Raw genomic sequence first — 26,838 nt, 5'->3', positions numbered from 1 at the left:
GCAGGGCTCAGCCGATGTACTCGGCTTGCCTGACTACTCGACTTACTCGACGACCTTGAGCAGCTTGTTGGGCGTGCCCTCGCTCGGGTTGGTGATCTTGTCCGGGGTGGCGCCCTCGGTCAGCGCGGTCGCGACCTGCTCAGGGGTGGCGTCCTGGTGGTTGCCGAGGTACACGGCGGCGGCGCCCACGACGTGCGGGGTGGCCATCGACGTACCCGAGATGGTGTTGGTGGCGTCGTCGCTCTCGTTCCAGGCGGAGGTGATGTCCGAGCCCGGGGCGTAGATGTCGACGACCTCGCCGTAGTTGGAGAAGTCCGACTGCTCGTCGTCCTTGGTGCTGGAGGCGACGGTGATGGCCTCCTTGACCCGGGCCGGGGAGCCCTGGCCGGCGTCGGTGGACTCGTTGCCCGCGGCGACGCCGAAGGTGACGCCGGAGGCGATGGCCTTCTGCACGGCCGCGTCCAGGGCCTCGTCGGCGCCGCCGCCGAGGCTCATGTTGGCGACGGAGGGGCCCTGGTGGTTCTGGGTGACCCAGTCGATGCCCGCGACGACCTGCTCGGTGGTGCCGGAGCCCTGGTCGTCCAGGACGCGGACGGCGACGATCTTCGCCTTCTTGGCGACACCGTGCTCGGCACCGGCGATGGTGCCCGCCACGTGGGTGCCGTGGCCGTTGCCGTCGTCGGCGTTGTCGTCGTTGTCGATGGCGTCGAAGCCGGAGGTGGCGCGGCCTTCGAAGTCCTTGTGCGTGACGCGCACACCGGTGTCGATGACGTACGCCGTGACGCCCTCACCCGCGGTGTCGGGGTAGGTGTACTTGCTGTCGCCGGCGGTGTCCGCCTGGTCGATGCGGTCCAGGCCCCACGACGGCGGGTTCTCCTGGGTGGCGTCGATGGTGAACTTGTGGTTCTGGACGACCTTCTCCACGGCCGGGTCGGCCGCGAGGCGCTTGGCCTCGGTCTCGCTCAGACCGCTGGCGGAGAAGCCGTTGACCGCCGAGTCGTAGGTCCGCTTGACCTCGCCGCCGTACTCCTCGGCCAGGTCCTCGCCCTCGGACGCGGCCTTGATGGTCTTGCCGCCCTTGAGCATGACGATGTAGCTGCCGTCGATGGCGTCCTTGGACTCGGTGCCGTAGACCTTGCCTTCGGCCGGGGTCGAGGCGCCGGCCGGGAGGGCTATGAAGGCGCCGCCGGCGACGGCGGCAGCGGCGGTGATCGCGAGGGCCAGCTTGCGCTTGGTGACGCGCTTGTGAGTTGCCATTACGAGGGTTCCTCCTCGTGAGGTTGTGGGGGGACGGAAGTTGTTTTTTCCGCAACTTCCCCCGGAGACAGGAGAATCCGCTCCGGGCTGCTCGAAACCCTGACCGATTGTCGGGCTCAATTCAAGATTCATCCCCGGCGCGACATACACATGTGACATACCCAACGGCTCCGCATGCGCCAAACCCCCTTCGAACAGCGGCAACCCGGAAAAGCGCGCTGTTCCCGGTGTTCCGGGTCATGTCCCTTTACGTGTAAGGGGCCCCCTTCCGTGGGGGTGGGGCTAGCACCCCTACGCAGGGTGGAGCTTCCTCGACCTCGGTTCACCAGCCAGCAGGATGGGACGCCGTGATCAGCCGCCGTAGCGTCGAAGTACGGCGGCGACACCGGGTCGCGGCAGGGAATGAGGGGGACGTCGTGGCGGACACGGGCCACTTGGAACGACCACAGGGGCTCGCGGCCCGCATGGGGGGCTGGAGCGCGCGGCACCGCTGGACGGCGGTCGGGGGCTGGGTGCTGTTCGTGGTTCTGGCGCTGGCCGTCGGCGCGATGACCGGCCGCGTCGGCACGACGGAGGGCGAGAACCAGCCCGGCGAGGCGGGGCGGGTCTCGAAGATCCTCGATGAGGCGGGCATCGAGAGCCCCGCCGGAGAGACCGTTCTGATCCAGACGAAGGAGCGCGGCGGTCCGACTGCCGACGACCCGGAGTTCCGCAAGGCGGTCCAGGCCGTGGTGGACGCCGTCCGCGGCACCGGCCAGGTCACCGCCGTGCAGTCGCCGTACGCGTCCAAGGCGATATCCGGCGACCGGCGTTCGGCGCTGGTCCAGTTCGAGATGCGCGGCGATCCGGACAAGGCGACGGACCACATCGCGCCTGTGCTGGACGCGGTGGAGAAGGTCAAGGACGGCTATGGGCAGGTGCGGGTCGAGCAGTTCGGCGACGCGAGCGGCGAGAAGGCCTTCGAGGACGCGTTCGGCGACGACTTCCAGCAGGCGGAGTACTCGGCGCTGCCCGTCGCCCTCGGCATCCTGCTGATCGCCTTCGGCGCGCTGGTCGCCGCCCTGCTGCCGGTCGTGCTCGCCATGACCGCGTTCCTGGCCACCACCGGCCTGGTGGCGGTGGTCAGCCACCTGGTGCACATGGGTGACAACGCCAACTCCGTGATGTTGCTGGTGGGTCTGGCGGTCGGTGTCGACTACTGCCTGTTCTACCTGCGACGCGAGCGGGAGGAGCGGGAGAAGGGGCGCGACGCCCAGACGGCGCTGCGGATCGCCGCCGCCACCTCCGGCCACGCCGTCCTCGTCTCCGGCTTCACCGTCATCGTCGCGATGGCCGGGATGCTCTTCACCGGTGTCGCGGACTTCAAGGCGATGGGCTTGGCCACCCTGATGGTGGTCGCGGTCGCGGTCATCGGCTCCCTCACGGTGCTGCCCGCGCTGCTGTCGCTGCTCGGCGAGCGCGTGGAGAAGGGCCGGGTGCCCTTCCTGGGCCGCCTCAAGCAGGGCCGCGGCCGGCACGGCGGCAGCGGCGAGAGCCGCTTCTGGCACGCGGTGCTCGGCCGGGTGCTGCGGCGGCCGAAGCTCTCGGTCGGCATCGCGGGCGGCGCGCTGATCCTGCTCGCGCTGCCCGCGGTCGGGATGAAGACCGCCAACCTCGCGCTCGACCAGGAATTCGACAGCTCCATGCCGGTCGTCGCGGCCTACGAGCACATGAACGAGGCCTTCCCCGGCGGCCCCGACCCCGCCAAGGTCATCGTCAAGGCAGACGACATCAACGCCGCGCCGGTGCGCGCCGCCATCGCCGACTTCCGTCAGCAGGCCGTCCGCGAGGGCGCGTCCACGGGGCCGGTCAAGGTGACCGTGCACGCCAAGCAGAACGTGGCCGAGATCGAGGTCCCGCTGGCCGGCGGCGCGGACAAGGACAAAGCCGAGAAGAGCCTGAACATCCTCCGCGACGAGGTGCGTCCGGCGACCCTGGGCAAGGTCGACGGGGTGTCCGCCCCGATCGGCGGATCCACCGCCTCGTCCAAGGACTTCAGCGACAAGATCGGATCCGCCGTGGTCCCGGTCTTCGCCTTCGTCGTGGTCTTCGCCTTCCTGCTGATGCTGATGTCGTTCCGCTCGCTGACGATCGCCGTGACCGCGATCGTGCTCAACCTGCTGTCGGTGGGCGCCGCCTACGGCATCCTCACCGCCGTCTTCCAGCACGGCTGGGGCGCGGGGCTGGTCGGCGCGGAGGGGGTCGGCGCGGTGGTGGCCTGGCTGCCGCTGTTCCTCTTCGTGATCCTGTTCGGCCTGAGCATGGACTACCACGTCTTCGTGGTCTCCCGGATCCGCGAGGCGCGGATGGCCGGACGCACCACCAGGGACGCGGTGGTCCACGGCGTCGTGACCACCGCGGGCGTGGTCACCAGCGCGGCGGTCATCATGGTCGCGGTCTTCGCGATCTTCGGCACGCTGTCCATGCAGAGCATGAAGCAGATGGGCGTCGGGCTGGCGGCCGCGGTGCTGATCGACGCGACCGTGATCCGCGGAGTGCTCCTCCCGGCGGTCATGGCGCTGCTGGGCGAGCGCAACTGGTACCTGCCGACCTGGCTGCGGTGGCTGCCCGACCTGTCGCACGACGAGTCGGCGCTCACCGCGGGAGCGGTCGGCACCCCGGCCCAGGCTCCGGGGGCGTATGGCCCGGCCGGGCATGAGGGGTACGAGCCGCAGCACGCGCGGCTGTAGGGAGGCTGGAAGAAATCCCGTTGCGGCCCGCTGGAGCGGGCCCCTAGGGTCAACTGGTCGCGCGGCCTTCCCGCCGCGCGACCAGTTCGCGTATCCGCACAGCCCGGGAGGAGTTCACCGATGGGCGGCAGTCCCGGCATCGGCGTGTTCACCCGTGTCGACACCCGTGGCCTCGCCCGGGCGGCCTGTGCGCACGCCTTCACTCCACTCACCCGCCGCCCGCGGCGCGGCCCGGTGCCCTGGCACCGGGCTGGACGCGTCGAACGCCCTTAGAGCGGCCCGTACTCGACCGAGTCTCCGGCGCGCCTCCCCCGCGTTTCCGTCTTCGCTGCCGCGCGATCCGATCCGCCGACTGCTGACCGTTCGCTTGCGCATGCCCTGTGCCAGGGCCCCCGCCAGTCCAGGAATCACTCGTTCCGGACGGGCGGCAGGGCCCGATCCGCGCTGCCGCCCGCCCGGTTTCCGAAAGGACGCCGGCTGTGGCCCGCACCCCGAAACACCACCCGTCCCCCGCCCATGCCCCGCGCCGTTCCGAGCGCGACCAGGCGCGGCGCACGCTCTCCCAGAACTTCCTCACCGACCGCGCCGCCCTCCGCGGCGTGCTGCGGGCGGCCGACCCGGACCCCGCCGGTCTGCTGGTCGAGGTCGGCCCCGGCAAGGGCGCGCTCACCGAGGTGCTCGCGCCGCGCTGCCGCGCGCTGATCGCGTACGAGATCGACCGGCACCTCATCGGCGGGCTGCGCGACCGGCTCGGGGCGTACCCGCATGTCCGCGTGGTGCACCAGGACTTCCTGACCGCCCGGCCGCCGCACGGCCCGTTCGCGGTGGTGGCCAACGTTCCCTACGCCCGTACCGCCGAGATCGTCCGCTGGTGCCTGCGGGCGCCCCGGCTGACCTCCGCGACCTTGCTGACGCAGTGGGAGTACGCGGCGAAGCGCACCGGCGGCTTCGGGCGGTGGAGCCTGCTGACCGTGCTGACCTGGCCGGAGGTGGAGTGGCGGCTGTGCGGGCGCGTGCCGCGCACGGCCTTCCGGCCCGTACCCCGGGTCGACGGCGGCGTCCTGCGTCTGGACCGGCGGCCGGCGCCGCTGCTGGCGGACGCGGCCGAACGGGCGGCGTACGGACGGATGGTGGAGCTCGGCTTCTCCGGAGTCGGCGGCTCGCTGTTCGCGTCCCTGCGCCGTGACTGGCCGCAGCGGCGGCTCGCCGCGGCCTTCGGCCGAGCGGGGCTGCGGCGGGACACGGTCGTCGCCCATGCGACCCCGGACCAGTGGCTGACGGTGTTCCGAACGCTCGCGTAGGGCTGCGGCCCCCGGTGCGGGGCGAGGCCGCTGCGGGTGCCGGTCACGCCCGCCGGCGGTGGGTCCTACCGCTGGTACCGGGCCAGCACCAGGTTCCCGTCCCGCACCAGCTTCCGCCGCAGCGCGCCCCCGCCGATCGCCCCGCTGTAGTACTCCTGGAACGCCGGGGTCGCGATCTTGTCCTTCCACTCCGGGTAGCCGCGTACGGACTGGGCGGGCGCGGGGCGCAGATGGCGGGCGAGCGCGGTGCCGGTGGCCCACCCGTGGCGCTTCGTACGCAACGCGGGATCGGCCAGCGCCGCACGGCCGGTGGGGAGCATCCAGTCGCCGAGAGCGAGCCGCACCATGTTGCGCGGCCGCAGGAGGAAGTCGAGGAACGCCACCGCCTCCTCCTTGAACGGGCAGTCCTCGGCGATGGACAGGGTCTGCGGGCTCACGCCCTGCCGCTGGTCCCTGCCGGGGCCGGCGGGCGCGGGCAGCACGGTCCACGCGAAGTCCTCGGGCGCCTGCTGGAGGATCTGCTGGCGGAAGGAGAAGCCGAGCGGCACCATCGCGTATCTGCCGCCGAAGAAGCCGGGCAGGGTGTCCGAGCCGCCCATGCCGAGCGTGCTCCGGGCCGCGGTGCGGGCGGTGTTGACCTGGTCGTGGATCACCCGCGGCACCTCCTGGTCCGGGGCGTCGAACCGGACCTCCGCCTTGCCGTCCGCGCCCCGGTGGAAGACCTGGCCGCCGGTGGACAGCGAGAGGTTGAGCGTGGCGGAGACCGGCTCCTTCAACGGCCAGGCCACGCCGTACCGCCCGTCGCCCGTGAGGCGCTCCGCCGCCGCCTCGAACTCGGTCCAGCTCCACGGCGCTTCGGCTGTCGGCAGCCGGAGCCGGGCCCGCTCCAGCAGCGTGCGATTGGCCATGATCACGCGCGGCTCCTGGAGGAACGGCACACCGAAGACCCCGTCGCCGAAGGTGGTGGTCTGCCAGCTGTGGTCCGGGATGTCGTCCTTGAGCGGCCGGGGCAGCAGTCCGGACAGGTCGGCGAGGAACCCGCCGTACGCGAAGTCCGCGAGGTCGTCGGAGGCGTCGTGGATGATGTCCGGCGCCTCGCCGCCCTCGAAGGAGGTGAGCAGCTGGTCGTGCACGCCGTCCCAGGCGCCCTGCACGTACTCGACCCGGATCTTCGGGTGGGCGGCGTTCCACTCCTTCACCAGCCGTCTGTTCACGGCGATCGACTCCTGCTGCCAGGCCAGCGACTGGAAGCGCAGGGTCACCGAGCCGTCGGCGGCGCGCCGCCTGGGCGCGGAGCAGCCGGGCAGGGCGGCGGCGACGGACGCGGCCAGCGCACCGGCCAGGAGGGAGCGGCGGGGCACCGGCGCCATCAGTTCTTCACCGCCCCGGCCAGCATCCCGCCGGTGATCCGCCGTTGGATGACGGAGAACAGCACCAGGGACGGAAGGGTCGCCAGCAGGGACGCGGCCGCCAGCGGTCCGAGGTCGGCGACCCCCTCGTCGCCGAGGAAGTGGGTGAGGACGACCGGCATCGTCTGCTTCTCCGGGGACTTGAGCAGGACGAGCGCGAAGAAGAACTCGTTCCAGGCGGTGATGAACGCGAACAGCGCGGTGGCGACGATGCCCGGCGCGAGCAGCGGCGCGATGACGGACACCAGCGTGCGCAGCCGCCCGGCGCCGTCCACGGCGGCGGCCTCCTCCAACTCGGCCGGCACGGCCCGTACGTACCCCGTGAGCATCCACAGGGCGAACGGCAGCGACCACGTCACGTAGACCAGCACCAGTCCGGGCACCGAGTTGATCAGGTGCAGGCGCTTGAGGACCAGGAACAGCGGGATGATCACCAGGACGAACGGGAACGCCTGGCTCACCACGACCCAGCCGGTGGCCGCCCGCGTCAGCAGGGAGCGGCGGCGGGCCATCACGTACGCCATGGGGGTGGCCAGGACGACGGCGATGAGCGCCGCGCCGCCCGCCGCGAGCAGGCTGTTGGCCGCGGCCCGCAGCAGCGGCTGCTCGTCGAACGCCTGCCGGAAGTTGTCCCAGGTGGGGTGTTCCGGCAGCCAGGTCGGGTGCAAAGTGGCCAGTTCGCGGGGCGGCTTGAAGGCGGTGGAGAGCAGCCACAGCAGCGGGAAGGCGAGGAAGACGAGATAGCACAGCAGCGCCAGGTACTGGCCGGCACGCCCGGCCCGCCGCCTCGCCGTGGATCTCCTGTTCGCCGTGGGTCTCATGCGTCGTCCCCCTTCAGTCGGCCGACGAGGAAGACGGCGAGCAGGAGCGAGACGACCGCGACCATGACGCAGCCCATCGCCGCCGCGTAGCCGAACTGCCCGTAGCGGAACGCCTCCTCGTACGCGAACAGCATCGGCAGCCGGGTGCGCCCGCCGGGCCCTCCGTTGGTGAGCACGTACACCAGGGCGAAGGCGTTGACGTTCCAGATGAAGCCGAGCGCGCTGATCGCCAGCGCGACCGGCCGGATGGCCGGCCAGGTGACCGTGCGGAACCGGCGCCAGGGGCCCGCGCCGTCCATCTCGGCGGCCTCGTGCAGCTCGCGCGGGACGTTCTGGAGCCCGGCGAGCAGGGCCACCGTGGTCTGCGGCATCCCGGCCCAGATGCCGACGACGATGACGGCGGGCAGCGCGGTGCCGAGGCTGCCGAGCCAGTCCCGCTCGGTGCCCAGCGCCTCGTTGAGGATTCCCGCGTCGGGGTGGTAGACCAGCCGCCACATGATGCCGACGACGACCTCGGGCATGGCCCACGGGACGATCGCCAGCACCCGCGCCGCCCAGCGGAACCGCAGATCCTGGTTGAGCAGCAGCGCCAGCCCCAGGGAGAGGAGGAACTGCGGGACGGTCACGCCCACGGCCCACAGCAGGCCGATCCGGAACGACTCCCAGAAGAGGGTGTCGTGGCGCAGGTCCTGGAAGTTGAGCGTGCCGATCCACTGGGTGGGCTCGGTACGGCCGGACTGGGCGTCGGTGAAGGCCAGCGCGATGCCGTAGAGCAGCGGGCCGACACTGAGCACCAGGATCGGGATCAGCGCGGGCAGCACCAGGAACCAGGCGCCGGCTTCTGAGCGCCGCGCGGCAGCCGGTGGTGCTGTGGCGGGAGAACGCGGCATGGCGGAGGGCTCCTCACAGGCGCGCGACGGGGCCGGGCGCCCGGTGCGGAGGCCCCCGTCATCGTGCTGACGACGCGTGGAGCCGTCAAGCGCCGCGGGGGTGGCGCGCGGTGCGACACTTGGCTTGATCTACGCAGGCCCGTTCGACGCGGACCTGTTCGATACGGCGGGGCGAAAGCGGGACAAAGATGGCGGAACCGGCATTCACGGAGGAGCGGGCGCGCGCCGTGCTCGGGGCGGCGGTGCCGGATCTGCGGTACGAGGGCGTGACGGCGCGGCTGCTGGCCCTCGGGGAGAACGCCGTCTTCGCCGTCGACCGCCGGGACCGGCCGAACCTGGTGGTCCGGATCAGCCGCGACGCGGACGATGCGGCCTGGGACCGGGTGGGGCGGGAGCTGCGGGTCGCCGAGTGGCTCGCGGCGGAGGGGCTGCCCACGGTACGGCGGTCCCTGTACAGCGCCGATCAGCCGCTGCCGTTCTACGGCCACCTCGTCACGTACTGGGAGCAGTTGCCGCCGCCGGTGCGCCCCGCCGGGCCGCGCGAGCTGGCCGCACTCCTCCAGATGGTGCACGCGCTACCCGCGCCGCCCTTCGCTCTGCCCCGCCGCGATCTGCTGGGCGGGGTGGAGCGCTGGCTGCGGCGGGCCGGGGACGCCATCGACCCGGCCGACGCGGCGTATCTGCGTGCGCGCCGTGACGACTTCGCCGCCGCGGCGGCCGAGCTGACCGGTTGCCTTCCGCCGGGGCCGATCCACGGTGACGCGCTGCCGCGCAACGTGCACGCCGGGCCCGACGGCCCGGTGCTGGTGGACCTGGAGACGTTCTCCTCGGACCTGCGCGAGCACGATCTGGTGGTGATGGCCCTGTCGCTGGACCGGTACGGGCTGGACCGCGCGGCGTACGACGACTTCACGGCCGCCTACGGCTGGGACGTGCGCGAGTGGGACGGTTGCGCGGTGCTGCGGGGCGCACGGGAGACGGCGAGCTGCGCCTGGGTCGCCCAGCACGCGCCCGGCAACCCGGCGGCGCTCGCGGAGTTCCGCCGCCGGGTCGCGTCGCTACGCGAGGGAGATCCGACGGTGCGCTGGTACCCGTTCTGACACCGGCGCACCGCCGACACGGTCATTCGGGGTCGCCACTCCCGTACGGACGGGTGATGATCTCCAGGTAGTGACCGTCGGGATCGAGGAAGTACACCCCGCGCCCGCCGTCGTTGTGGTTGATCTCGCCCTCCCTGCGCCGGGCAGGGTCGGCCCAGTACGTGAGACCGGCCTCCTGGACGCGCCCGAAGATGGCGTCGAACTCCTCCTCGGAGACCAGGAACGCGTAGTGCTGTGGCGCGATCTCGGCGCCCTCGGGGACGTTGGCGAAGTCCAGCGTGACCCCGTTGGCGGTGGTGACGGGAACGAAGGGGCCTGCCGGCTCCCCCACCTCCAGCCCGAAGATCGTGCCGAAGAACTCGGCGGAGACCTGCTTGTCGCGGGCCCCGACGATGGTGTGGTTCAACTCGACTGACATGAGTGGAATGCCTCCATAGGCATCTCCTGGCACCTCGTGCGCCTCACCCGGACGGTGACGACGTTCGATGCCGTTTCCGACCCTAACCGACGATCACCGGTTCACGCAGGGGCCATTTTCCGTCGATGATCGCTTCCGGCGTGCCCCGGCCACGCAGCCACCGCTGGAAGTCCGCGGCCCACTCCGCGTACCACTCGACCTGTTTGCGGTGCAGGTCCCAGGAGGTCAGCGCGGCCACCTGGGCATGGGTCTCCGCGACCGCCGCGGCCACCCGCACCGCCGCCAGCGCGTCCGCTCCCGCGTCGTGCGCGCCGGTCAGCACCACGCCGTAGACCTCGCAGACCGCCTCCAGGGTGCGCTTGCCCTTGCGGTACTTCTCCACGGCGCGGTCGATGGTCAGCGGGTCGATCACCGGGCCCGTCGGGGCGCCGTCCAGCCGCTCGCCGAGCGGCGGCAACCCGTGCCGCCGGAGCTCGGCGGCGAGCAGGCTCAGGTCGAAGGCCGCGTTGTACGCCACGACCGGCACCCCGGCCCGCCAGTGCGCCACAAGGGTGTCGGCCACCTCGTCGGCGACCTCGCGGGCGGGGCGGCCACGGGCGGCGCGCTCGCTGGTGATGCCGTGGACGGCGACGGCGTCGTCCGGAATGGGCACCCCGGGGTCGGCGAGCCACTCGCGCCGCCCGATCCGCTCCCCGTCCTTCACCTCGACGACCGCCGCCGTGACGATCCGCGCCTCGTTCGGGTCGGTGCCCGTGGTCTCCAGATCGAAGCCGATCAGCAACTCCCGGTGCCAGCCCATCGTGGCCCTCCTTCGCTTACTTCCCCCGGTTGCGCTTCACCCTCCCACGCGGCACTGACAACCGGCCGTCCGCTCCGGCGGGCCCCGCGCCCCGCGGCCGGGTTACGCGGCCACCCGCACCTCGCCGCGCATCACACTGGCCCGCTTCGCGTACGCCTCCAGGTCGATGGACTTGGGCGGGGCCGACACCATCTCGCGGTCGGTCAGGATGACCGCGGCGAGCGTGGTCGAGTCCGCCCAGACACAGGCGGGGAACGCCATCTTCTGCCCGGCCTGCGTCTTGACCAGCACCTCGCACGTCACCGGCTCGCTCGAGCCCTCGGGGGTGATCTCCCGCCGGGGCTGCCCGACCGAGGCGCCGTCGGCCTTCTCCATCCCGTTGATGAAGTCCGTGATGGCCTGGTCCGGGTCGTCGATGCGTCCGGTGTAGCCGGTGTAGACGATCTGGCTCGTGGCGGCCCGGTACTGGCCCGCGGTGGCCTTCAGGTCGTGCGTGTTGATGCCGTCGTTGGGGACCTGCGAGTCGAACTGCTTGCTCATGTCGTTGTAGAGGGTGTACTTCCCGCTCTCCAACGTCTTCGGGACGATGAGCTTGTACGCGCCGCCCGTGCCGGTGCCGCCGCTCTCCGAGGGCGACGGCGACGCGCTGGGGCTCGTGCTCTCCCCCGGCGAGGTGCTGGCGCTGGTGGTCGGCTTGTCGGCCCGCTTCTTCTTGCCGTCGTCGTCCTTGCTCACGAAGAAGATCGCCCCGGCCAGCACGGCACCGACCGCCACGAGGGAGCCGATGATGATCGCGAGCTTCTTCTTGGAGTTGTCCGGCCCCTGCGGCGGCATGGGCGGCTGGGGCGCACCCCAGCCGTCGCCGCCGTACGGATGCGGGGCCGGGCCCTGCGGCGGGAGTCCCTGCGGGCCTCCGTACGGCGCCTGCTGCGGGTAGCCCTGCGGTGGCGTCTGCGGGGGGATGCCGTACGGCTGGTTCGGCTGCCCGCCCTGCGGCGGGCCGAATCCGGGCTGGGGCGGCGGAGGCACACTCATGACCCAGACTCTTTCACATATAAACGGACCGCCTGCCGTCTCCCCCATCCCTGTTCATCGGGGCTGCCGCCGCCTGTCATCGAACCCCTGCGCGGTCCGCGAGATCAGCTCCATCGACCGCTGCGGCGACAGAGCCGAGGCGCGCAGCTGGTCGAAGGCCGCTTGGTGCGCTTCGACGGCGCCCTTCTCCTCCAGGTACAAGGAAGCGCCGAGGTAGTCCACGTTCACGACGTCGAGGTCCATCGGGTCGGGGTAGGAGCAGATGCTGAACGCCCCCTCGACGCCCGCGTGCCAGCCCTGGGCGAAGGGGATCACCTGGATCGTCAGCTCCGGCGGGCCGCTGACCTCGATCAGCTTCCGGAGCTGTGCGGCCATCACGGACGGCCCGCCGATCTCACGCCGTAGCGCGGCCTCGTCCAGGACGCAGACGTAGTCCGGCGCCGAGCCGCCGCCGAATATCCCCTGGCGCGCCATGCGCACCGCGACGTACGACTCACGCTCCGGCCGCGCGGCCGCCGTCTCCCGGCGGCGGATGAGTTCCGTCGCGTACTCCGGCGTCTGGAGAAGGCCCGGCACCAGCGTGTTCTGGTACTCCAGAATGCGCACGGCGTCCGCCTCGATGCTCAGGCGCTCCTGGAACTCCGGCCCCAGGATGTCCCCGTACCGCTGCCACCAGCCCTTCCGGCGGCCCTCCCGCGCCAGCGCGGTCAACGCCGCGCGCAGCCTGGTGCCCTCCGCCTGGTAAAGGTCGAGCAGCGCTTCCATCTCCAGCTTGCGGACGCCCAGGCGGCCGTTCTCGATGCGGGAGATCTTCCCCTTGTCGCAGCCGATGCGCTCGGCCGCGTCGTCCATCCGCACCCCCGCGGCCTCGCGGAGCCGCTTGAGTTCCGCACCGAGCCTGCGCCGTCGCACGGTCGGCCGCAAATGGGACTGCGCCTGCATACCGTCCCTCCCTCTCCGGTCAAGGACAGCGTGCCGAGCCGACACTCCTCATATCACCACACGACCATCCATTCACTCGATCGAGTGGTCGAATACAAGGTTGCACAAGGCCCTCGCGCCACGCGCGGTCAGGACACCGGCCTGGAGTCCGCCCAGACGCTCTCGAACTCCTCCCGGTAGATCTCGAAGAGGCCGCCCTCGCCCGCGCCCTGGTCCGCCCGCACCACCTCGCGGTCGCGACCGCCGCCGCGCAGCACCAGGACCGGGGCCTCCATGCCGCGGGCCTTGCGCAGGTACGTCTGGACGACGGCGAGGCCGTCCGTGCCGTCGCCGTTGACCAGGTAGGCCGTGAAGCGGGGGGTCTCGTCGAAGACGTGGATCTCGAAGGCGCCGGGGTCGCGCAGCCGGGAGCGCACGCGCCGCATGTGGAGGATGTTCATCTCCACCCCGCGGCTCAGCTCGCCCTTCTTCAGACCGAGTTCGCGCTCGCGGCGGCGTACCGCGCTGCTGGCGGGGTTGAGGAACAGCAGCCGGGTACGGCAGCCGGACTCGGCCAGCCGGACCAGACGCCGGCCCGAGTAGCTCTGCACCAGGAGGTTGAGCCCTATGCCGACGGCGTCCAGGCGGCGGGCGTTGCCGAAGAGGTCCTCGGCGGGGAGGGTGCGCTGGAGCCGTACCCGGTCCGGGTGGACGCCCACGACGTCGGCGTAGCGGTCGCCCACCAGGTCCTCGACGGCGTCGATGGGGAGCCGGTCGGCCGCGGGGGTCCCGGCGCCGCTGCCGAGGATCTCCAGCAGCCGGGCGGAGGCCCGTTCGGCCTGGGCGAGGACGGTCTCGGACAGGGCGCGGTTGCGGGAGACGACGTTGCGGCTGACCTCCAGCTCGTCCAGGGCGAGTTCGAGGTCGCGGCGGTCGTCCAGGTACGGCTCGAAGCAGGGCCAGTGCTGGACGAGCAGTTCGCGCAGTTGAGGCAGGGTGAGGAAGCTGAGGACGTTGTCGTCGGCCGGGTCCAGCAGATAGCCCTTGCGGCGGCTGACCTCCCGTACGGCGACGGCGCGTTGCACCCACTCCTGCCCGGCGGGTCCGGCGGCGGCCACCACCCAGTCGTCGCCGTGCACCGGCTCGTAGATGGGCCGGAGCACGGCGGCGACGACGGCGCGCAGCCGCTGTTCGACGAGATTCAGCCAGATGTAGGCGCGGCCGGCCCGGCGGGCACGCGTCCGCACCTCCGTCCAGGCCTCGGCTCCCCAGTCGAGTTCCGCGCCGATCTCGATCGGCCGCGCCAGGGACACCGCGCCTGGTGGCGCGTCGGTGGTGCCGTCACCCCCGGCGTCCGAGTCGCCAGGGGGCAGCTCCAACCCGCCCGAGCTCACCTTGCACCGCCTTCCGCCCCCGTCCAACGATCACCGCAGACTACTGCGCGGGCGGAGGCGGTGCATCAGGATCGTTCGAGGAGTCGTTCAACCTTCCTGTTCTTTATGGCCGTTGTGATCGACCAGTGCGGGCGGCGTGAGCGGATTCATAGCGGTGACGTCGCGCGGGGAGAGCTGGAAGCCCTGCCAGTGCACCGGCATGGGCTCCTGGTCCTCATCGCGCGCGATGTGGTGAAAGCCGATGTTCACCCAGGCGATCGGGTGTTTCAGCGTCTGGCCGTTGACCCACTTGTCGACGCTCCTGCCCGCGCCGGGGCCGCAGTTGCGCAGGTTGTTGCTGGCGAACTGCTCGCACTTGTTGTACTCGGTGAAGTACACGTCGTGCCGGGTGTAGCCGCGGCCCGGGTACTTGACGGTGTGGCCGGGCACGATCTCGTACGACCTGGGGTGGCCGTCCTTGTTCTTCCCCGCCGAGCTCACCACCCGCCACCAGCGGGCGCCGACCGCGTCGCCGGCCTGTTCCTTGCCGACACGGGTGCGGGTCGTCTTGGTCTTCGGCAACTGCCCCGACGCCTGGGTGGTCTTGGAGTCGTACTGCTCGACGGTGCTCTTCGGGGAGCCGTCGAGGCCGAAGTTCAGCCGCCAGAAGACGTTGTGGCTGTGGCTGGTGGCGTAGTCCTTGGCGCCCTTGCCGATCGGCCAGCCGCGGCCGTCGCCCGCGTCGTAGTCCATCGGGGAGAGCGTGCCGGTGGCTCCGACCTGCATGGTCATGGTGCCGTCGCCGGCGAACCGCCATTCGGTGATGTACTCGTACCAGCCGACCTGGTTGACGGTGTAGACCAGCAGGTCCTTGCCCTGGGCCTGGTAGACCTTCCCGGGCTTCTCGCCCGCCATGCGATAGGCGTGCCCGCGGGAGCGGGTGGTGGCGCACAGGCCCTGGACGTTCGGGTGCGCGGGATCCCACGCGCCGGGCACCTTGACGGTCTTGATGGTGCCGCCGGGGCATTCGGCCGGATCCAGTTGCTGGAGGCCCTGGGCGAACCCCTGCCCGGTGAGGTCGTCGTACTCGATGTTGCCGTCGTCGTAAGGGACGTGGATCTGGGCGAGCTTGGCGGTGGTGAGCACCTTGATCGGCCGGGACTCGCCCTTGGGCTGGTAGGAGACGTCGTCCAGGACGAGTCCGGCGTTGGACTCGTAATGCCAGCACATCCGCCAGACGGTGCCGCCGTCCAGCCTCTGTTCGATCCGGTAGGCGCTGCTGCACGCGGGGGCGGGGGCCGGGGCCTTGGCCGTTCCCGATGCCTGGCCGGCGGCCTGCGCCGCGCCCACCGGTCCGGCCGCGACACTCGCGGCGCCGAGGAGCACACAGGCTCCGAAGGCCGCCCCGAGCCGGTCGCGGGCAGGGCGGCGCTGGTCGTCACGCATGGGGGACTCCTGTAGGGATGTACGTAACGTAGGGATGTAGGGAGGACCGCGGGTCAGGCGAGCCGGGCGACCTTGCGGTCGCTGAGGTCGACCACCAGCTGCCGGGTGTCGATCCAGGGGCCGTTCTCGACCCGGGTGAAGAGGCGGACACAGCGGTGCCTGCCGCAGTCGGCGAGCCGGTCGGGGCCGGGGTTCTCCGCGTCGACGCGGTAGACGAAGCCGGTGACGGTCAGCTGGCCGGGGCCGGTCAGCGTCCGGCCGGTGGCGTCCTGGTAGTCCTTGCGCAGTCCGTCGCCGAGCGGGTCGGCGATCAGCAGCCGGGCGGCCTCCGCGACCTCCTCGCGGGTCGGCGGCGGCTGCACGCCGTGCTGGGTGTCGGTACGCTCGACCTTCCCGGAGGCGAGGTCGACCGTCTTGGTGATGTACGCGTCGTCCTTGTAGTCGTAGAACGTCACGTCCGCGCGGCGGGGCGGGTCGGCGGCGCCGACCTCCGCGGGCGCGGGCTCGGCCAGGTCCGTGGCGATCTGCTGGGGACCCGGCTTGCCCCGCACGTCCTCGCCGCCGGACCGCAGCCCGCGGCCGAGCGCGATCCCCCGCGCACGCTCCAGCTCGTCGTCGGTGAGCGGATCGCGGCCCTCCCCCTTCGCGCGCTCCGGCGGCGCGGCCGCCACCACTCCCGGCCGCTGGCGCGCCTGGTCGCTGTTGTCCGCTTCGACTCCCGGCGACTGCGCGTCCCCCGACGCCTCGCCCGGCAGGGACACTGCCACCAGGGCCGCGGCGGCGGTCACCGCGACCGCCGCGCCGGCCACCACCTTGCCCAGGTGGCGGCGGTTCATCATGCGCACATTCTCCCCCAAACCCCCCTGTCCGCTTATCAGCCCGCAAAACGGGAGATCCCGCTTGCGGAGGTCACCCGGTAGGACGAACCGATGTCGTCGTAGGTTGCCTCACTTTTGAGGAAGATCCGGTGAAAGCGGTGCTTCGGGGCGCCAGTTGGGGCACAGTGCCTCCTCCGCCCGGGGCCGGAGGCCCTCACGCGTCCTCGCGGCGCCTGGAGCAGAAGTGGAAGAGTCGACGTATGCAGGTCTGGCCTGGACAGGCTTACCCCCTCGGCGCCACGTACGACGGCGCAGGTACGAACTTCGCGGTGTTCTCCGAGGCCGCCGAGCGGATCGAGTTGTGCCTGCTGCACGACGACGGTTCGGAGACGGCGGTGGAGCTGCGCGAGATCGACGCGTTCGTGCGGCACGTCTATCTGCCCGGGATCATGCCGGGCCAGCGGTACGGATTCCGGGTGCACGGCCCGTACGAGCCGGAGCGCGGGCATCGCTGCAACTCCGCCAAGCTGCTGCTCGACCCGTACGCCAAGGCGATCAGCGGGCGCATCGGGTGGGGTGAGGAGGTCTACGGCTACCACTTCGACCGGCCCGACCGGCGCAACGACCTGGACTCCGCCCCGCACACCATGGCGTCCGTGGTGGTCAACCCGTACTTCGACTGGGGCGACGACCGCCCGCCGCGCACCGACTACCACCGCACGGTCATCTACGAGGCGCATGTCAAGGGCCTGACGATGCTGCACCCCCGGCTGCCGGAGGAGCTGCGCGGGACGTACGCGGCGCTCGCGCACCCGGCGATCATCGAGCATCTGACGGAGCTGGGCGTCACCACGCTGGAGCTGATGCCGGTCCACCAGTTCGTCCACGACCACCGGCTGGCCGACGCGGGGCTGGCCAACTACTGGGGCTACAACACCATCGGCTTCTTCGCCCCGCACAACGCGTACGCCTCGTGGGGCGACCGGGGCCAGCAGGTGCTGGAGTTCAAGTCGGCGGTCCGGGCGCTGCACCAGGCGGGCATCGAGGTCATCCTCGACGTGGTCTACAACCACACGGCGGAGGGCAACCACCTGGGGCCGACGCTGTCCTTCCGCGGGCTGGACAACGCCTCGTACTACCGGCTCGCCGAGGACCAGCGCTACTACATGGACACCACCGGGACCGGGAACTCGCTGCTGATGCGGAGCCCGCACGTGCTCCAGCTGATCATGGACTCGCTGCGGTACTGGGTCAGCGAGATGCGGGTGGACGGCTTCCGGTTCGATCTGGCGGCGACGCTGGCACGGCAGTTCCACGAGGTCGACCGGCTGTCGTCGTTCTTCGACCTGGTGCAGCAGGATCCGGTGGTCAGCCAGGTGAAGCTGATCGCCGAGCCCTGGGACGTCGGCGAGGGCGGCTACCAGGTCGGCAACTTCCCGCCGCTGTGGACCGAGTGGAACGGAAAGTTCCGGGACACGGTACGGGACCTGTGGCGCGGCGTGCCGCGCACGCTCGCGGAGTTCGCCTCCCGCCTGACCGGCTCCTCCGACCTCTACCAGAGCGACGGCCGGCGCCCGCTGGCGTCCGTCAACTTCGTCACCTGCCACGACGGATTCACGCTGCACGACCTCGTCTCGTACGACAAGAAGCACAACGAGGCCAACGGTGAGGGCAACCGCGACGGCGAGAGCTACAACCGCTCATGGAACTGCGGGACGGAGGGCGAGACCGACGACCCGCACGTCCAGGCGCTGCGGGAGCGCCAGATGCGCAACTTCATCGCGACGCTGATGCTGTCGCAGGGTGTGCCGATGCTCAGCCACGGCGACGAGTTCGCGCGCACGCAGGCCGGCAACAACAACGCGTACTGCCAGGACAACGAGCAGTCGTGGGTGCACTGGCCGGACCCGGTCGGCGAGGCGGACTCCCCGCGATGGAGCTGATGCGCTTCACCCGCTCCCTGGTGTGGCTCCGCCGCGACCACCCGGTCTTCCGGCGCCGCCGGTTCTTCCACGGGCGTCCGGTGGAGGGCACGCACGACGACCTGTCCGACATCGCGTGGTTCACCCATGAGGGGGACGAGATGCGACAGCGGGACTGGCAGGCGGCGCACGCCAAGTCGCTGGTCGTCTTCCTCAACGGAAGCGCGATCTCGGAGCCGGGACCGCGCGGTGAACGGATCTACGACGACTCGTTCCTGCTGCTGTTCAACGCGCACCACGAGCCGCTGGAGTTCACCGTGCCGATCGACCACGGGAAGCAGTGGCAGCTCATCGTGGACACGGCGGAGCCGACGGGCGTGGAGCCGGGCAGCGGCCCGAAGGTGGCGGCGGGCGACCGGCTGACCCTGGTGGACCGGAGCCTGGTGGTGCTCCAGCGCCCGGCGTGACACCCGAACGGGTGACACCACAGCTCGCCCGGACCGCCCGGTGGGTACGTATGTTCCATGACCCCCGACAGCGCCACATCGCCGCCGACCGCGCCGACCGACATACCGCGCGCGCCGACCGCCACGTACCGCTTACAGCTCCAGCCCGCGTTCCCGTTCGCGGCGGCGCGCGAGGCGGTGCCGCATCTCGCCGCGCTCGGCGTCTCCCATCTGCATCTGTCGCCGGTGCTGGAGGCGGTCCCCGGCTCCGCCCACGGGTACGACGTCGTCGACCATGCGGCCGTACGGGGCGAGCTGGGCGGCGAGGAGGGCCTGCGGGAGCTGGCGGAGGCCGCGCACGCGCACGGACTGGGGCTGATCGCCGACATCGTGCCGAACCATATGGCGGTGCCCGCGCCCGAGCTGCTCAACGGGCCCCTGTGGGACGTGCTGCGGGACGGCCCGGCGTCGCGGCACGCGCGCTGGTTCGACATCGACTGGGGCGAGCACCACGGAAAGGTGCTGCTGCCGGTGCTCGCCGGGCCGCTCGGCGACGAGTTGAAGCACCTGCGGGTGGAGCGCGGCGTCCTGCATTACCACGACCACGCCTTCCCCTGCGGCCGGGCACCGAGCGGCTGCCGCTGCCGGAGCTGCTGCGAACGCAGTGGTACCGGCTGGCGTGGTGGCGGCTGGCCCGCACCGAGCTGAACTACCGGCGCTTCTTCACCATCTCCGAGCTCATCGCCGTCCGGGTGGAGGACCCAGAGGTGTTCGCCGCCACCCACGCGAAGCTGCTCCAGCTGCTGCGCGACGGGGTGATCGACGGACTGCGGATAGACCACCCGGACGGGCTGGCCGACCCGGAGGGGTACCTGCGACGGCTGGACGAGGCGATACGGGGAGAGGCTCAGGCGCCGGGAGACAGGACTCCGACGCCAGGAGGCGGGACCGTACGGGAAGGCGGGGACGTACGGGAAAGCGCCGGCATACGGCAGGGCGCGGCGGACGGGCGGTGGACCGTCGTGGAAAAGATCCTCGGCCGGGACGAGCGGCTGCCGCGCGGCTGGCGGGTCGCCGGGACGACCGGGTACGACGCCCTGCACCACGTCGACGGCCTGTTCCTCGACCCGGCGGGGTGGGACCGGCTCACCGCGATCTACCGCGACATCGTCGCGCCCGCCGCCGACGCGGGCGGCGACTGGCCCGCGACCGTGCGCCGCGCCGCGCACGAGGTGCTCGCCCACGACCTGGCCGCCGAGGTCGGTCGGCTGGTGCGCTGTGCCACCCGGCTCTGCGACACGGCCCCCCGCGCGCGCGACCACGCGCCCTGGGCGCTGCGCACCGCGATCACCGAGCTGCTGGTACGGCTGCCGGTCTACCGGCCGTACGTGTCGCCGGGCGCCCCGGTACCGGCCGCCGACGCGGCGATGCTCAGCGAGGCGGCACACGGCGCCCGTACGGCGTTCACGGTGGCGCAGGAGGCGCGGGCGGTGGACACCGTGCGGGACGCGGCGCTCGGGCGGCTCGGTGACGGGCCGCACCACCGGGAGTTCTGCGCCCGGTTCGCGCAGACGGCCGCCGCGCTGCGCGCCAAGTCCGTGGAGGACAGCGCCTTCTACCGCTACACGCCGCTGCTGTCGGCGGCGGAGGTGGGCGGCGATCCGGGGCGGCCCGCCGTCACGGCGGACGAGTTCCACGCGTTCTGCGCCCGAGTGCAGCGCGACTGGCCGCTGACGGGCACCGTGCTGTCCACGCACGACACCAAACGCAGCGCGGACGTACGGGCCCGGCTGGCGGTGCTGACCGAGTGGCCGCGGCGGTGGGGGCGGCTGGTACGCGCGCTGCTGGCGGACGCGGCGGACGTGGCGGACGGCGGGGTGCCGGCGCCGGACCCGCACGTGGCGTGGACGGCGTGGCAGACGGCGCTCGGCCTGGGGCTTCCGGAGCACTCGGCGGGATCGGCGCCGCGGCCCGCCGCCGCGGATGCCGACCGGCTGGTCCCGGCGGTGCTCAAGGCGGTGCGGGAGGCGGGGCTGCGCACGAGTTGGACGGAGCAGGACACGGCGTACGAGGAGGCGGTGGCGGCGTTCGCGGAGGCGGGCCCATGCGCCGCGCGCGCGGCCGCGTCCGGGGTGCCGGCAGCATCGTCCACGTCGGCACCGACGAACACGTCGACCGTATCGGCCACGTCCGCACCGGCGGCCACGTCAGCCGCGTCGGCACCGGCGGACATGTCGGCCGCATCGGCCACATCCGCACCCGCGGCCACGTCAGCCGCACCGGCCGCGTCGGCCGCGTCCGCACCGGTGCCGGTGGCTCCGGTGCCGGCGGCCTTCGAGGGCTTCGCCGCCTTCGACCACGAGCTCGCGGCCCCGGCGCGGGCGAACACGCTCGGCGCCGCGCTGCTGCACCTGACCATGCCGGGCGTCCCGGATCTGTACATGGGCACCGAGCTGCCGTATCTCGCCCTGGTCGACCCCGACAACCGCCGCCCGCCGAGGTTCCGCCCGGAGTTGCTGGCCGAGCTGGACGCGGGGCACACGGGGTACGCGGAACCGGACGGCCTGCCGGCCGAGAAGCTGCTGGTGACCGCGGCCGCCCTGCGACTGCGGCGGCGGCACCCGGCGTGGTTCGGCGCCTCCGGCTCGTACGCCCCGATCGCGGCCGAGGGCCGGGCCGCCGCGCACTGCGTGGCCTTCGCCCGCTCGGAGGAGGCGGTCACCGCCGTCACCCGGCTGTCGGTGCGGCTGGCGGAGACCGGCGGCTGGCGTGGCACCGTCCTACCGCTGCCGCCGGGGCGCTGGCGGGATCTGCTCACCGGGCGCACGGCAGAAGGGCGCTGTCCGCTCGACACCCTCTTCTCCCGGCTTCCCGTGGCCTTGCTGGTACGGGGGTGAGTACGGCCTCCCTGACGCGGGCCTCCCCGGCAGCGGCGAGATCAAGCCCGTCAACCCGGCTGCAACTGGTGCGCGTTGCACACGTCGGACGGGGCGGGCCGCGCCGATGGGTTCGTCCCGACGGCACGCGGTTGCTCCGCCAGGCGCGGCAGCCCGTCGACGAAGGCGGCCGCCGCACCCGAGAGTTCGACCCGGGAGAACGCGGTCAGCTCCCGGCACCACGGCGGGTCGACGCGCACCGTCGCGCACTCCACCCCGGCCGCGATGTGCGCGGGCGCGGCGACGATGCCTCCTCCTGCGGCCGCGATCCGCACGGCGGTCGACGTGTGCTGGGTGCGCACGGCCGTACGGGGCGCGAAACCGGCCTGCTCGCACACCCAGTCCAGGAACAGCCGCCCCTCGATGACCGGCTCCATCTCGCAGCGCACCCACTCCCGGTCCGCCAGGTCCTCCAGCCGCACGGCAGCGCGCCCCGCCAACGGGTCGTCCGGGGGCAGGACGAACACGATCTCCTCCTCTCCCAGGGAGACGACCGGTCCGCTCCAGGTCCTCGGGCGGGGGCCGAGGGCCACATCCGCCACACCGCGCTCCATGCGCTCGCGCAACTCCTCGGGAGTGGCGTACTCGTGCAGCACCAGACGCACGCCCGGGTGCTCGCGCCGCCAGCGCGCGACCACGGGTGGCAGCACGCCGATCGCGACCGAGTGCACCGTCGCGATGTGCAGCTCACCGCCCGCCGCGACGGCCGCAGCACGCGCCGCGCGCCGGGCCTGCCCCGCGCTGCGGACGGCCAGGGCGGCGTGCGGCAGGAAGGCGCGGCCCATGGGCGTCAGACTCACGCCCCGCGGCAGCCGCTCCAGCAGCTCACCACCGACCTCCCGCTCCAGCGCCTTGATCTGGTGCGAGAGCGCGGACTGGGTGACGTTGAGCACGTCGGCCGCCCGCGTGAAGGACGCCTCCTCGACCACGGTCAGCAGGTATTCCATCTGCCGCAGGCTCATCGCCGCATCGCTTCTCCTCCTTCGGTCCGCGCGTATGCCGTCATGCACGGAATTCATCGGTCCCATAGAAACATTGCCTTGGACTCATGGCCCTGCCGCGGCGGAGGGTGGACGCATGCATGAGACAGACGTCATCGTCATCGGCGGTGGAACCGGCGGCTACAGCACCGCCCTGCGCGCAGCCGCCCTGGGGCTCGAAGTCGTCCTCGCGGAGCGGGACCTGGTCGGCGGCACCTGCCTGCACCGGGGCTGCATCCCGAGCAAGGCGATGCTGCACGCCGCGGAACTCGTGGACGGAATCGCCGAGGCACGGGGCCGCTGGGGCGTGAAGGCGTCCGTGGACGCGATCGACTGGTCGGCGCTCACCGCGACGCGGGACGACATCGTGGCCCGCAACCACCGCGGCGTGGAGGGCCATCTGTCCCACGCCGGGGTGCGGGTCGTACGCGGCTCGGCCACCCTGACCGGGCCGCGCACGGTGCGGATCACCACGGGCGCCGCGGGGACGAACGGGGTGCGCAATGCCACGGGCCCGGCGGCGCCGGACGACGTGTGGACGGCCCGTCGCGGCATCGTGCTGGCCACGGGGTCCCGGCCGCGGACACTGCCGGGGCTGGAGCCGGACGGCCGCCGGGTGGTCACCAGCGACGACGCGCTGTTCGCACCGGGGCTCCCGGCCTCCGTCCTGGTGCTGGGCGGCGGCGCGATCGGCGTGGAGTACGCCTCGCTGCACCGCTCGATGGGCGCCCACGTCACGCTCGTCGAGGCGGCCGACCGGCTGCTGCCGCTGGAGGACACCGACGTCAGCCGCCATCTGACGCGCGGCCTGAAGAAGCGCGGCATCGACGTGCTGACCGGCGCCCGGCTGGAGGGCGCCGAGACGTACGAGAACGGGGTCCGGGCCACGGTCCGCACCGCGCGCGGCGAGGTCCGCACCGTGGACGCCGAGCGGCTGCTGGTCGCGGTGGGCCGGGCCCCCGTCACCGAGGGCCTGGGGCTCGCGGCGGCCGGACTCGGCCCCGACGCACGGGGGTTCGTCGCCCCGGCCGACTGGTCGCGGCTGGAGACCGCGGTGCCGGGCATCCATGTGGTGGGTGATCTGCTGCCGCCGCCCTCGTTGGGCCTGGCCCACGCCTCGTTCGCGGAGGGGCTGCTGGTGGCCGAGACCCTCGCCGGGCGATCGCCCCGGGCGGTGGAGTACGCCGCCGTGCCCCGCGTCACGTACTCCAGCCCGCAGACCGCCTCCGTCGGGCTGTCGGAGGCCGAGGCGCGGACGGCCGGACGGGACGTCGTGGTCAACACCATGCCGCTGACGGCGGTGGCCAAGGGCATGGTGCACGGCCAGGGCGGCATGGTGAAGGTCGTCGCCGAGCGCGACGGGGCGGTGCTCGGGGTGCATCTGGTCGGACCGCATGTCTCGGAGATGATCGCCGAGAGCCAGCTCGTGGTGGGCTGGGACGCCGAGCCGGCCGACATCGCCCAGCACGTCCACCCGCACCCGACCCTGTCGGAGGCGGTCGGCGAGGCGTTCCTCACCCTCGCCGGGCGGGGTCTGCACCAGATATAGGGCGGGCGGGAGCGCGCCGCTGGAGGGCGTCACCGACGATGGTGGGGACGCTGAGCAGGACCAGACCGGCCAGGACCATCGCGAAGTGGGCGGATCCCTCGTGGCCTTCGAGGAACGGCAGTCTCCGCACCGGCCCCCAATAGCCGAACCAGCCCGTCCACGCGTGGATCAGTCCGATCGCGCCGTGGAGAAGCACGAGGAGGCCCACGACTTCCGTTGCTTTCTTCATGGCTCCGACGCTACGGGCGCACGGGCGGCGGCCGGATCAGCCGAAGGTATACGGCCGTTCGACTTTGGTCGCCGTCTGGTTCCTCGGCATCCCGTATCCCCCGAGCGGTCAGTAGATTCGACGGCATGGACGGCTCGGGAACAGCGACAACGACCGACGACGGAACCACCGGCTCCGCGGCACGGCGCGGGCCGCGCCGCACGGCCCGCGACTGGGCCGTCGACGCCGCCTGCTGCACGGCCGCGGCCGCGTTCTCCGTGGCGACGTCCGGGCCCGTGGACCGTGACCCCGCGGTATCCGACGACCAGATGTTCGCCGACCTGGCGGTGGGCGGCGTGCTGGGCTGCGCCGCGCTGTGGCTGCGCCGACGGCACCCGGTGGGGCTGGCGGTCGCGCTGCTGCCGGTCTCGGCCGTCTCGCACTTCGTCATCGGACCGCTGCTGGTGGCGCTGTTCACGGTCGCGGTGCACCGGCCGCCGCGCACCACCGCGTTCGTCGGCGCGGGCGCGATGGGCTTCTCCGTCCTCGGCGGGCTGCTGCGCGACGACCCGGAGCTGGACTTCGCCACCTCCATGGTGTTCGGCGCCATCATCTACGGCTGCGTCATCGGCTGGGGCCTGTTCGTACGCTCGCGGCGACAGCTGCTGGAGTCACTGCGGGATCGGGCCCGGCGAGCGGAGGCGGAGGCCGCGCTCCGCGCCGAGCAGGCCCAGCGGCTGACCCGGGAGCGGATCGCCCGCGAGATGCATGACGTCCTGGCGCACCGTCTGTCGCTGCTGAGCGTGCACGCGGGCGCGCTGGAGTACCGGGCGGACGCCTCGCCCGAGGAGGTGGCCCAGGCCGCGGGGTGATACGCGGCAGCGCGCACGCGGCGTTGCAGGATCTGCGCGAGGTGATCGGGGTGCTGCGGGCGCCGGTCGGGGAGTCGGCGGACGGGCCGCCGGAGCGGCCGCAGCCCACGCTCGCTGACCTGCCCCGCCTGGTGGCGGAGTCCCGGCAGGCGGGTATGCGGGTGACCCTGCGGCAGGCCCCGGCCGACGAGGGAGCGCCCGCGGTGCCGGGCGGCACGGCGCGTACGGCGTACCGGATCGTGCAGGAGGGCCTGACGAACGCGCGCAAGCACGCGTCGGGAGCCGAGGTGACGGTCACGGTGGCGGGTGCGCCGGGCGAGGGCCTGCGGGTGGAGGTTCGCAACCCGCTCCCTGCCCCGGACGGTGCCCCCGACCCCGCCCCCGCCGCCGTAGCCGCGCCCGGCGCGGGACAGGCCGGCACTGGCACCGCCACCGTGCTCTGTGCGACCACGCGCAGGGCGCACGGCGCCGGCGGCGCACCCGCCGATGCCATCCCCGGCGCCGGGGCGGGCCTTACCGGTCTGGCGGAGCGGGCGGCGCTGGCCGGTGGGCGGCTGGAATGCGGGCGGGCATCGGACGGGGCCTTCCGGCTCCACGCATGGCTACCGTGGCCCGCATGAGTGCCTCCGCCGACGCGTCCACGCCGTCGCCCGCCGCCCCGTCCGTGACCTCGCCTTCATCCATCGCCCCGCCCGCGGCCTCGCCCTCCGCCCCGTCGCCCTCCCCTGCCCCCGGCCCCTCGTCCGCCACCGGCGCCCCGTCGCCCTCCCCCACCCCCGTCCGGCTGCTGCTCGTTGACGACGACCCGCTGGTACGGGCCGGGCTGCGGCTCATGCTCGGCGGTTCGCCCGGCATCGAGATCGTCGCCGAGGCGGCCGACGGCGGCGAGGTCGCGGCGCTGGTGGACCGGCACGCGCCGGACGTGGTGCTGATGGACATCCGCATGCCGACGGTGGACGGGCTGTCGGCCACCGAGACACTGCGCCGCCGCGAGAACCCCCGGAGGTCGTCGTCCTCACCACGTTCAACGCGGACGAGCATGTGCTGCGAGCGCTGCGCGCCGGGGCGGCGGGCTTCCTGCTCAAGGACACCCCTCCCGCCGAGATCGTCGCGGCCGTGACACGGGTGGCGGCGGGCGACCCCGTGCTGTCCCCGGCCGTGACACAGCAGCTCATCGCCCACGTGGCCGGGTCGGGGCGAGACCAGCGGCGGGACCGTGCCCGGCGGCTGCTGGACGGGCTGGGCGAGCGGGAGCGCGAGGTCGCGGTGGCGGTGGGCCATGGCCGGTCCAACGCCGAGATCGGGGCGGAGCTGTTCATGAGCATCCCGACGGTCAAGACACACGTGTCGCGCGTCCTCACCAAGCTCGGCCTGAACAACCGGGTGCAGATCGCGCTCCTCGCCCACGACGCGGGGCTGCTCGACGGCGGCGAATAATCGCTGGACACCAGGACGTTGGCGCGTCTACGGTGCGATGACGCCCGTGAGCAGAGCCGGAAGGAGGCGAGAGCGATGAACACCCTGTGTGTCACCCCGTCTGAGCGCTCCCGCCCCACCCTCCGGGCGTCCCGTCACTGATCTCACCGATCACTGACCACCGATCCTCAC

Annotated in this window: 19 protein-coding genes and 3 pseudogenes; 9 read left to right on the top strand and 13 right to left on the bottom strand. The window is 72.5% G+C overall.

Going from position 1 to position 26,838, the window contains the following annotated elements; translation table 11 throughout:
• Window positions 1-42 precede the first annotated feature (42 nt).
• Window positions 43-1,257 (bottom strand): S8 family peptidase, encoded by a 1,215-nt coding sequence (locus tag Q3Y56_RS27380; RefSeq protein WP_304464463.1) that lies wholly within the window; start codon window positions 1,255-1,257, stop codon window positions 43-45.
• Window positions 1,258-1,721: 464 nt separating this feature from the next.
• On the opposite strand from Q3Y56_RS27380, the gene Q3Y56_RS27375 reads away from it, so the two are divergent.
• Window positions 1,722-3,986: an MMPL family transporter gene (locus tag Q3Y56_RS27375; RefSeq protein WP_304465827.1), complete on the top strand. Its 2,265-nt coding sequence runs from the start codon at window positions 1,722-1,724 to the stop codon at window positions 3,984-3,986.
• A gap of 479 nt (window positions 3,987-4,465) precedes the next feature.
• On the top strand, window positions 4,466-5,287 hold the full coding sequence (erm, locus tag Q3Y56_RS27370; protein ID WP_304464462.1) for an ErmE/ErmH/ErmO/ErmR family 23S rRNA (adenine(2058)-N(6))-methyltransferase: 822 nt from the start codon (window positions 4,466-4,468) through the stop codon (window positions 5,285-5,287).
• A gap of 65 nt (window positions 5,288-5,352) precedes the next feature.
• Here the strand turns inward: erm and Q3Y56_RS27365 are convergent, their stop codons facing one another.
• From Q3Y56_RS27365 to Q3Y56_RS27355, 3 genes are read right to left on the bottom strand one after another with little or no spacing between them, the layout of a single operon-like run.
• Window positions 5,353-6,648: an ABC transporter substrate-binding protein gene (locus Q3Y56_RS27365; RefSeq protein WP_304465826.1), complete on the bottom strand. Its 1,296-nt coding sequence runs from the start codon at window positions 6,646-6,648 to the stop codon at window positions 5,353-5,355.
• Between the two features lie 8 nt (window positions 6,649-6,656).
• Complete coding sequence (locus Q3Y56_RS27360; protein ID WP_304464461.1) at window positions 6,657-7,517, bottom strand: carbohydrate ABC transporter permease; 861 nt, start codon at window positions 7,515-7,517, stop codon at window positions 6,657-6,659.
• Window positions 7,514-8,407 carry a carbohydrate ABC transporter permease gene (locus tag Q3Y56_RS27355; RefSeq protein ID WP_304464460.1) on the bottom strand — a complete coding sequence of 298 codons (894 nt, stop codon included), beginning with the start codon at window positions 8,405-8,407 and terminating at the stop codon, window positions 7,514-7,516. The genes Q3Y56_RS27360 and Q3Y56_RS27355 overlap by 4 nt, the downstream gene beginning before the upstream one ends.
• A gap of 188 nt (window positions 8,408-8,595) precedes the next feature.
• Between Q3Y56_RS27355 and Q3Y56_RS27350 the strand changes: the two genes are divergently transcribed.
• Window positions 8,596-9,507, top strand: a complete 912-nt coding sequence (locus Q3Y56_RS27350) for an aminoglycoside phosphotransferase family protein (RefSeq protein WP_304464459.1) — start codon at window positions 8,596-8,598, stop codon at window positions 9,505-9,507.
• Between the two features lie 22 nt (window positions 9,508-9,529).
• On the opposite strand, the gene Q3Y56_RS27345 is transcribed toward Q3Y56_RS27350, so the two are convergent.
• The 7 genes from Q3Y56_RS27345 to Q3Y56_RS27315 all read right to left on the bottom strand — a co-directional run bounded on the left by Q3Y56_RS27345 (window position 9,530) and on the right by Q3Y56_RS27315 (window position 16,335).
• Window positions 9,530-9,925, bottom strand: a complete 396-nt coding sequence (locus Q3Y56_RS27345) for a VOC family protein (protein ID WP_304464458.1) — start codon at window positions 9,923-9,925, stop codon at window positions 9,530-9,532.
• 82 nt (window positions 9,926-10,007) lie between these two features.
• Window positions 10,008-10,724 carry a 3'-5' exonuclease gene (locus Q3Y56_RS27340; RefSeq protein WP_304464457.1) on the bottom strand — a complete coding sequence of 239 codons (717 nt, stop codon included), beginning with the start codon at window positions 10,722-10,724 and terminating at the stop codon, window positions 10,008-10,010.
• 102 nt (window positions 10,725-10,826) lie between these two features.
• Window positions 10,827-11,759: a hypothetical protein gene (locus Q3Y56_RS27335; RefSeq protein WP_304464456.1), complete on the bottom strand. Its 933-nt coding sequence runs from the start codon at window positions 11,757-11,759 to the stop codon at window positions 10,827-10,829.
• Window positions 11,760-11,813: 54 nt separating this feature from the next.
• A complete protein-coding gene (locus Q3Y56_RS27330) occupies window positions 11,814-12,701 on the bottom strand; it encodes a helix-turn-helix transcriptional regulator (RefSeq protein ID WP_304464455.1) in 888 nt (295 codons plus the stop codon).
• A 128-nt stretch (window positions 12,702-12,829) separates the two neighbouring features.
• Window positions 12,830-14,074 carry an SAV2148 family HEPN domain-containing protein gene (locus tag Q3Y56_RS27325; RefSeq protein WP_304464454.1) on the bottom strand — a complete coding sequence of 415 codons (1,245 nt, stop codon included), beginning with the start codon at window positions 14,072-14,074 and terminating at the stop codon, window positions 12,830-12,832.
• 87 nt (window positions 14,075-14,161) lie between these two features.
• Window positions 14,162-15,499, bottom strand: coding sequence for a copper amine oxidase (locus Q3Y56_RS27320; protein ID WP_304464453.1), 1,338 nt, complete (start codon window positions 15,497-15,499; stop codon window positions 14,162-14,164).
• 53 nt (window positions 15,500-15,552) lie between these two features.
• On the bottom strand, window positions 15,553-16,335 hold the full coding sequence (locus tag Q3Y56_RS27315; protein ID WP_304465825.1) for a Tat pathway signal sequence domain protein: 783 nt from the start codon (window positions 16,333-16,335) through the stop codon (window positions 15,553-15,555).
• Between the two features lie 242 nt (window positions 16,336-16,577).
• Here Q3Y56_RS27315 and glgX point away from each other — a divergent pair.
• The 3 genes and pseudogenes from glgX (at window position 16,578) to Q3Y56_RS27300 (ending at window position 21,582) form a co-directional block, all read left to right on the top strand.
• A pseudogene (gene glgX / locus Q3Y56_RS27310) lies at window positions 16,578-18,706 on the top strand (glycogen debranching protein GlgX).
• 57 nt (window positions 18,707-18,763) lie between these two features.
• Window positions 18,764-19,393, top strand: a complete 630-nt coding sequence (locus Q3Y56_RS27305; RefSeq protein ID WP_304464452.1) for an alpha-amylase family glycosyl hydrolase — start codon at window positions 18,764-18,766, stop codon at window positions 19,391-19,393.
• Window positions 19,394-19,437: 44 nt separating this feature from the next.
• Complete coding sequence (locus Q3Y56_RS27300) at window positions 19,438-21,582, top strand: malto-oligosyltrehalose synthase (protein WP_304464451.1); 2,145 nt, start codon at window positions 19,438-19,440, stop codon at window positions 21,580-21,582.
• Between the two features lie 50 nt (window positions 21,583-21,632).
• Here Q3Y56_RS27300 and Q3Y56_RS27295 read toward each other — a convergent pair whose 3' ends face one another.
• Complete coding sequence (locus tag Q3Y56_RS27295; protein WP_304464450.1) at window positions 21,633-22,583, bottom strand: LysR family transcriptional regulator; 951 nt, start codon at window positions 22,581-22,583, stop codon at window positions 21,633-21,635.
• 115 nt (window positions 22,584-22,698) lie between these two features.
• Between Q3Y56_RS27295 and lpdA the strand changes: the two genes are divergently transcribed.
• A complete protein-coding gene (gene lpdA / locus Q3Y56_RS27290) occupies window positions 22,699-24,150 on the top strand; it encodes a dihydrolipoyl dehydrogenase (RefSeq protein WP_304464449.1) in 1,452 nt (483 codons plus the stop codon).
• Here lpdA and Q3Y56_RS27285 read toward each other — a convergent pair.
• Complete coding sequence (locus tag Q3Y56_RS27285; RefSeq protein ID WP_304464448.1) at window positions 24,116-24,379, bottom strand: hypothetical protein; 264 nt, start codon at window positions 24,377-24,379, stop codon at window positions 24,116-24,118. The two genes, lpdA and Q3Y56_RS27285, sit on opposite strands and share 35 nt — an antisense overlap.
• Window positions 24,380-24,504: 125 nt before the next feature.
• Between Q3Y56_RS27285 and Q3Y56_RS27280 the strand changes: the two are divergent.
• Window positions 24,505-25,850, top strand: a pseudogene (locus Q3Y56_RS27280) (sensor histidine kinase).
• Between the two features lie 212 nt (window positions 25,851-26,062).
• A pseudogene (locus tag Q3Y56_RS27275) lies at window positions 26,063-26,667 on the top strand (response regulator).
• Window positions 26,668-26,838: the final 171 nt, after the last annotated feature.

This window comes from Streptomyces sp. XD-27, from assembly GCF_030553055.1.
In the GTDB taxonomy this organism is placed as follows: domain Bacteria; phylum Actinomycetota; class Actinomycetes; order Streptomycetales; family Streptomycetaceae; genus Streptomyces.
The sequence above is the reverse complement of the archived record's forward strand: the minus strand, read 5'-3'. Positions and strand labels throughout refer to the sequence as shown.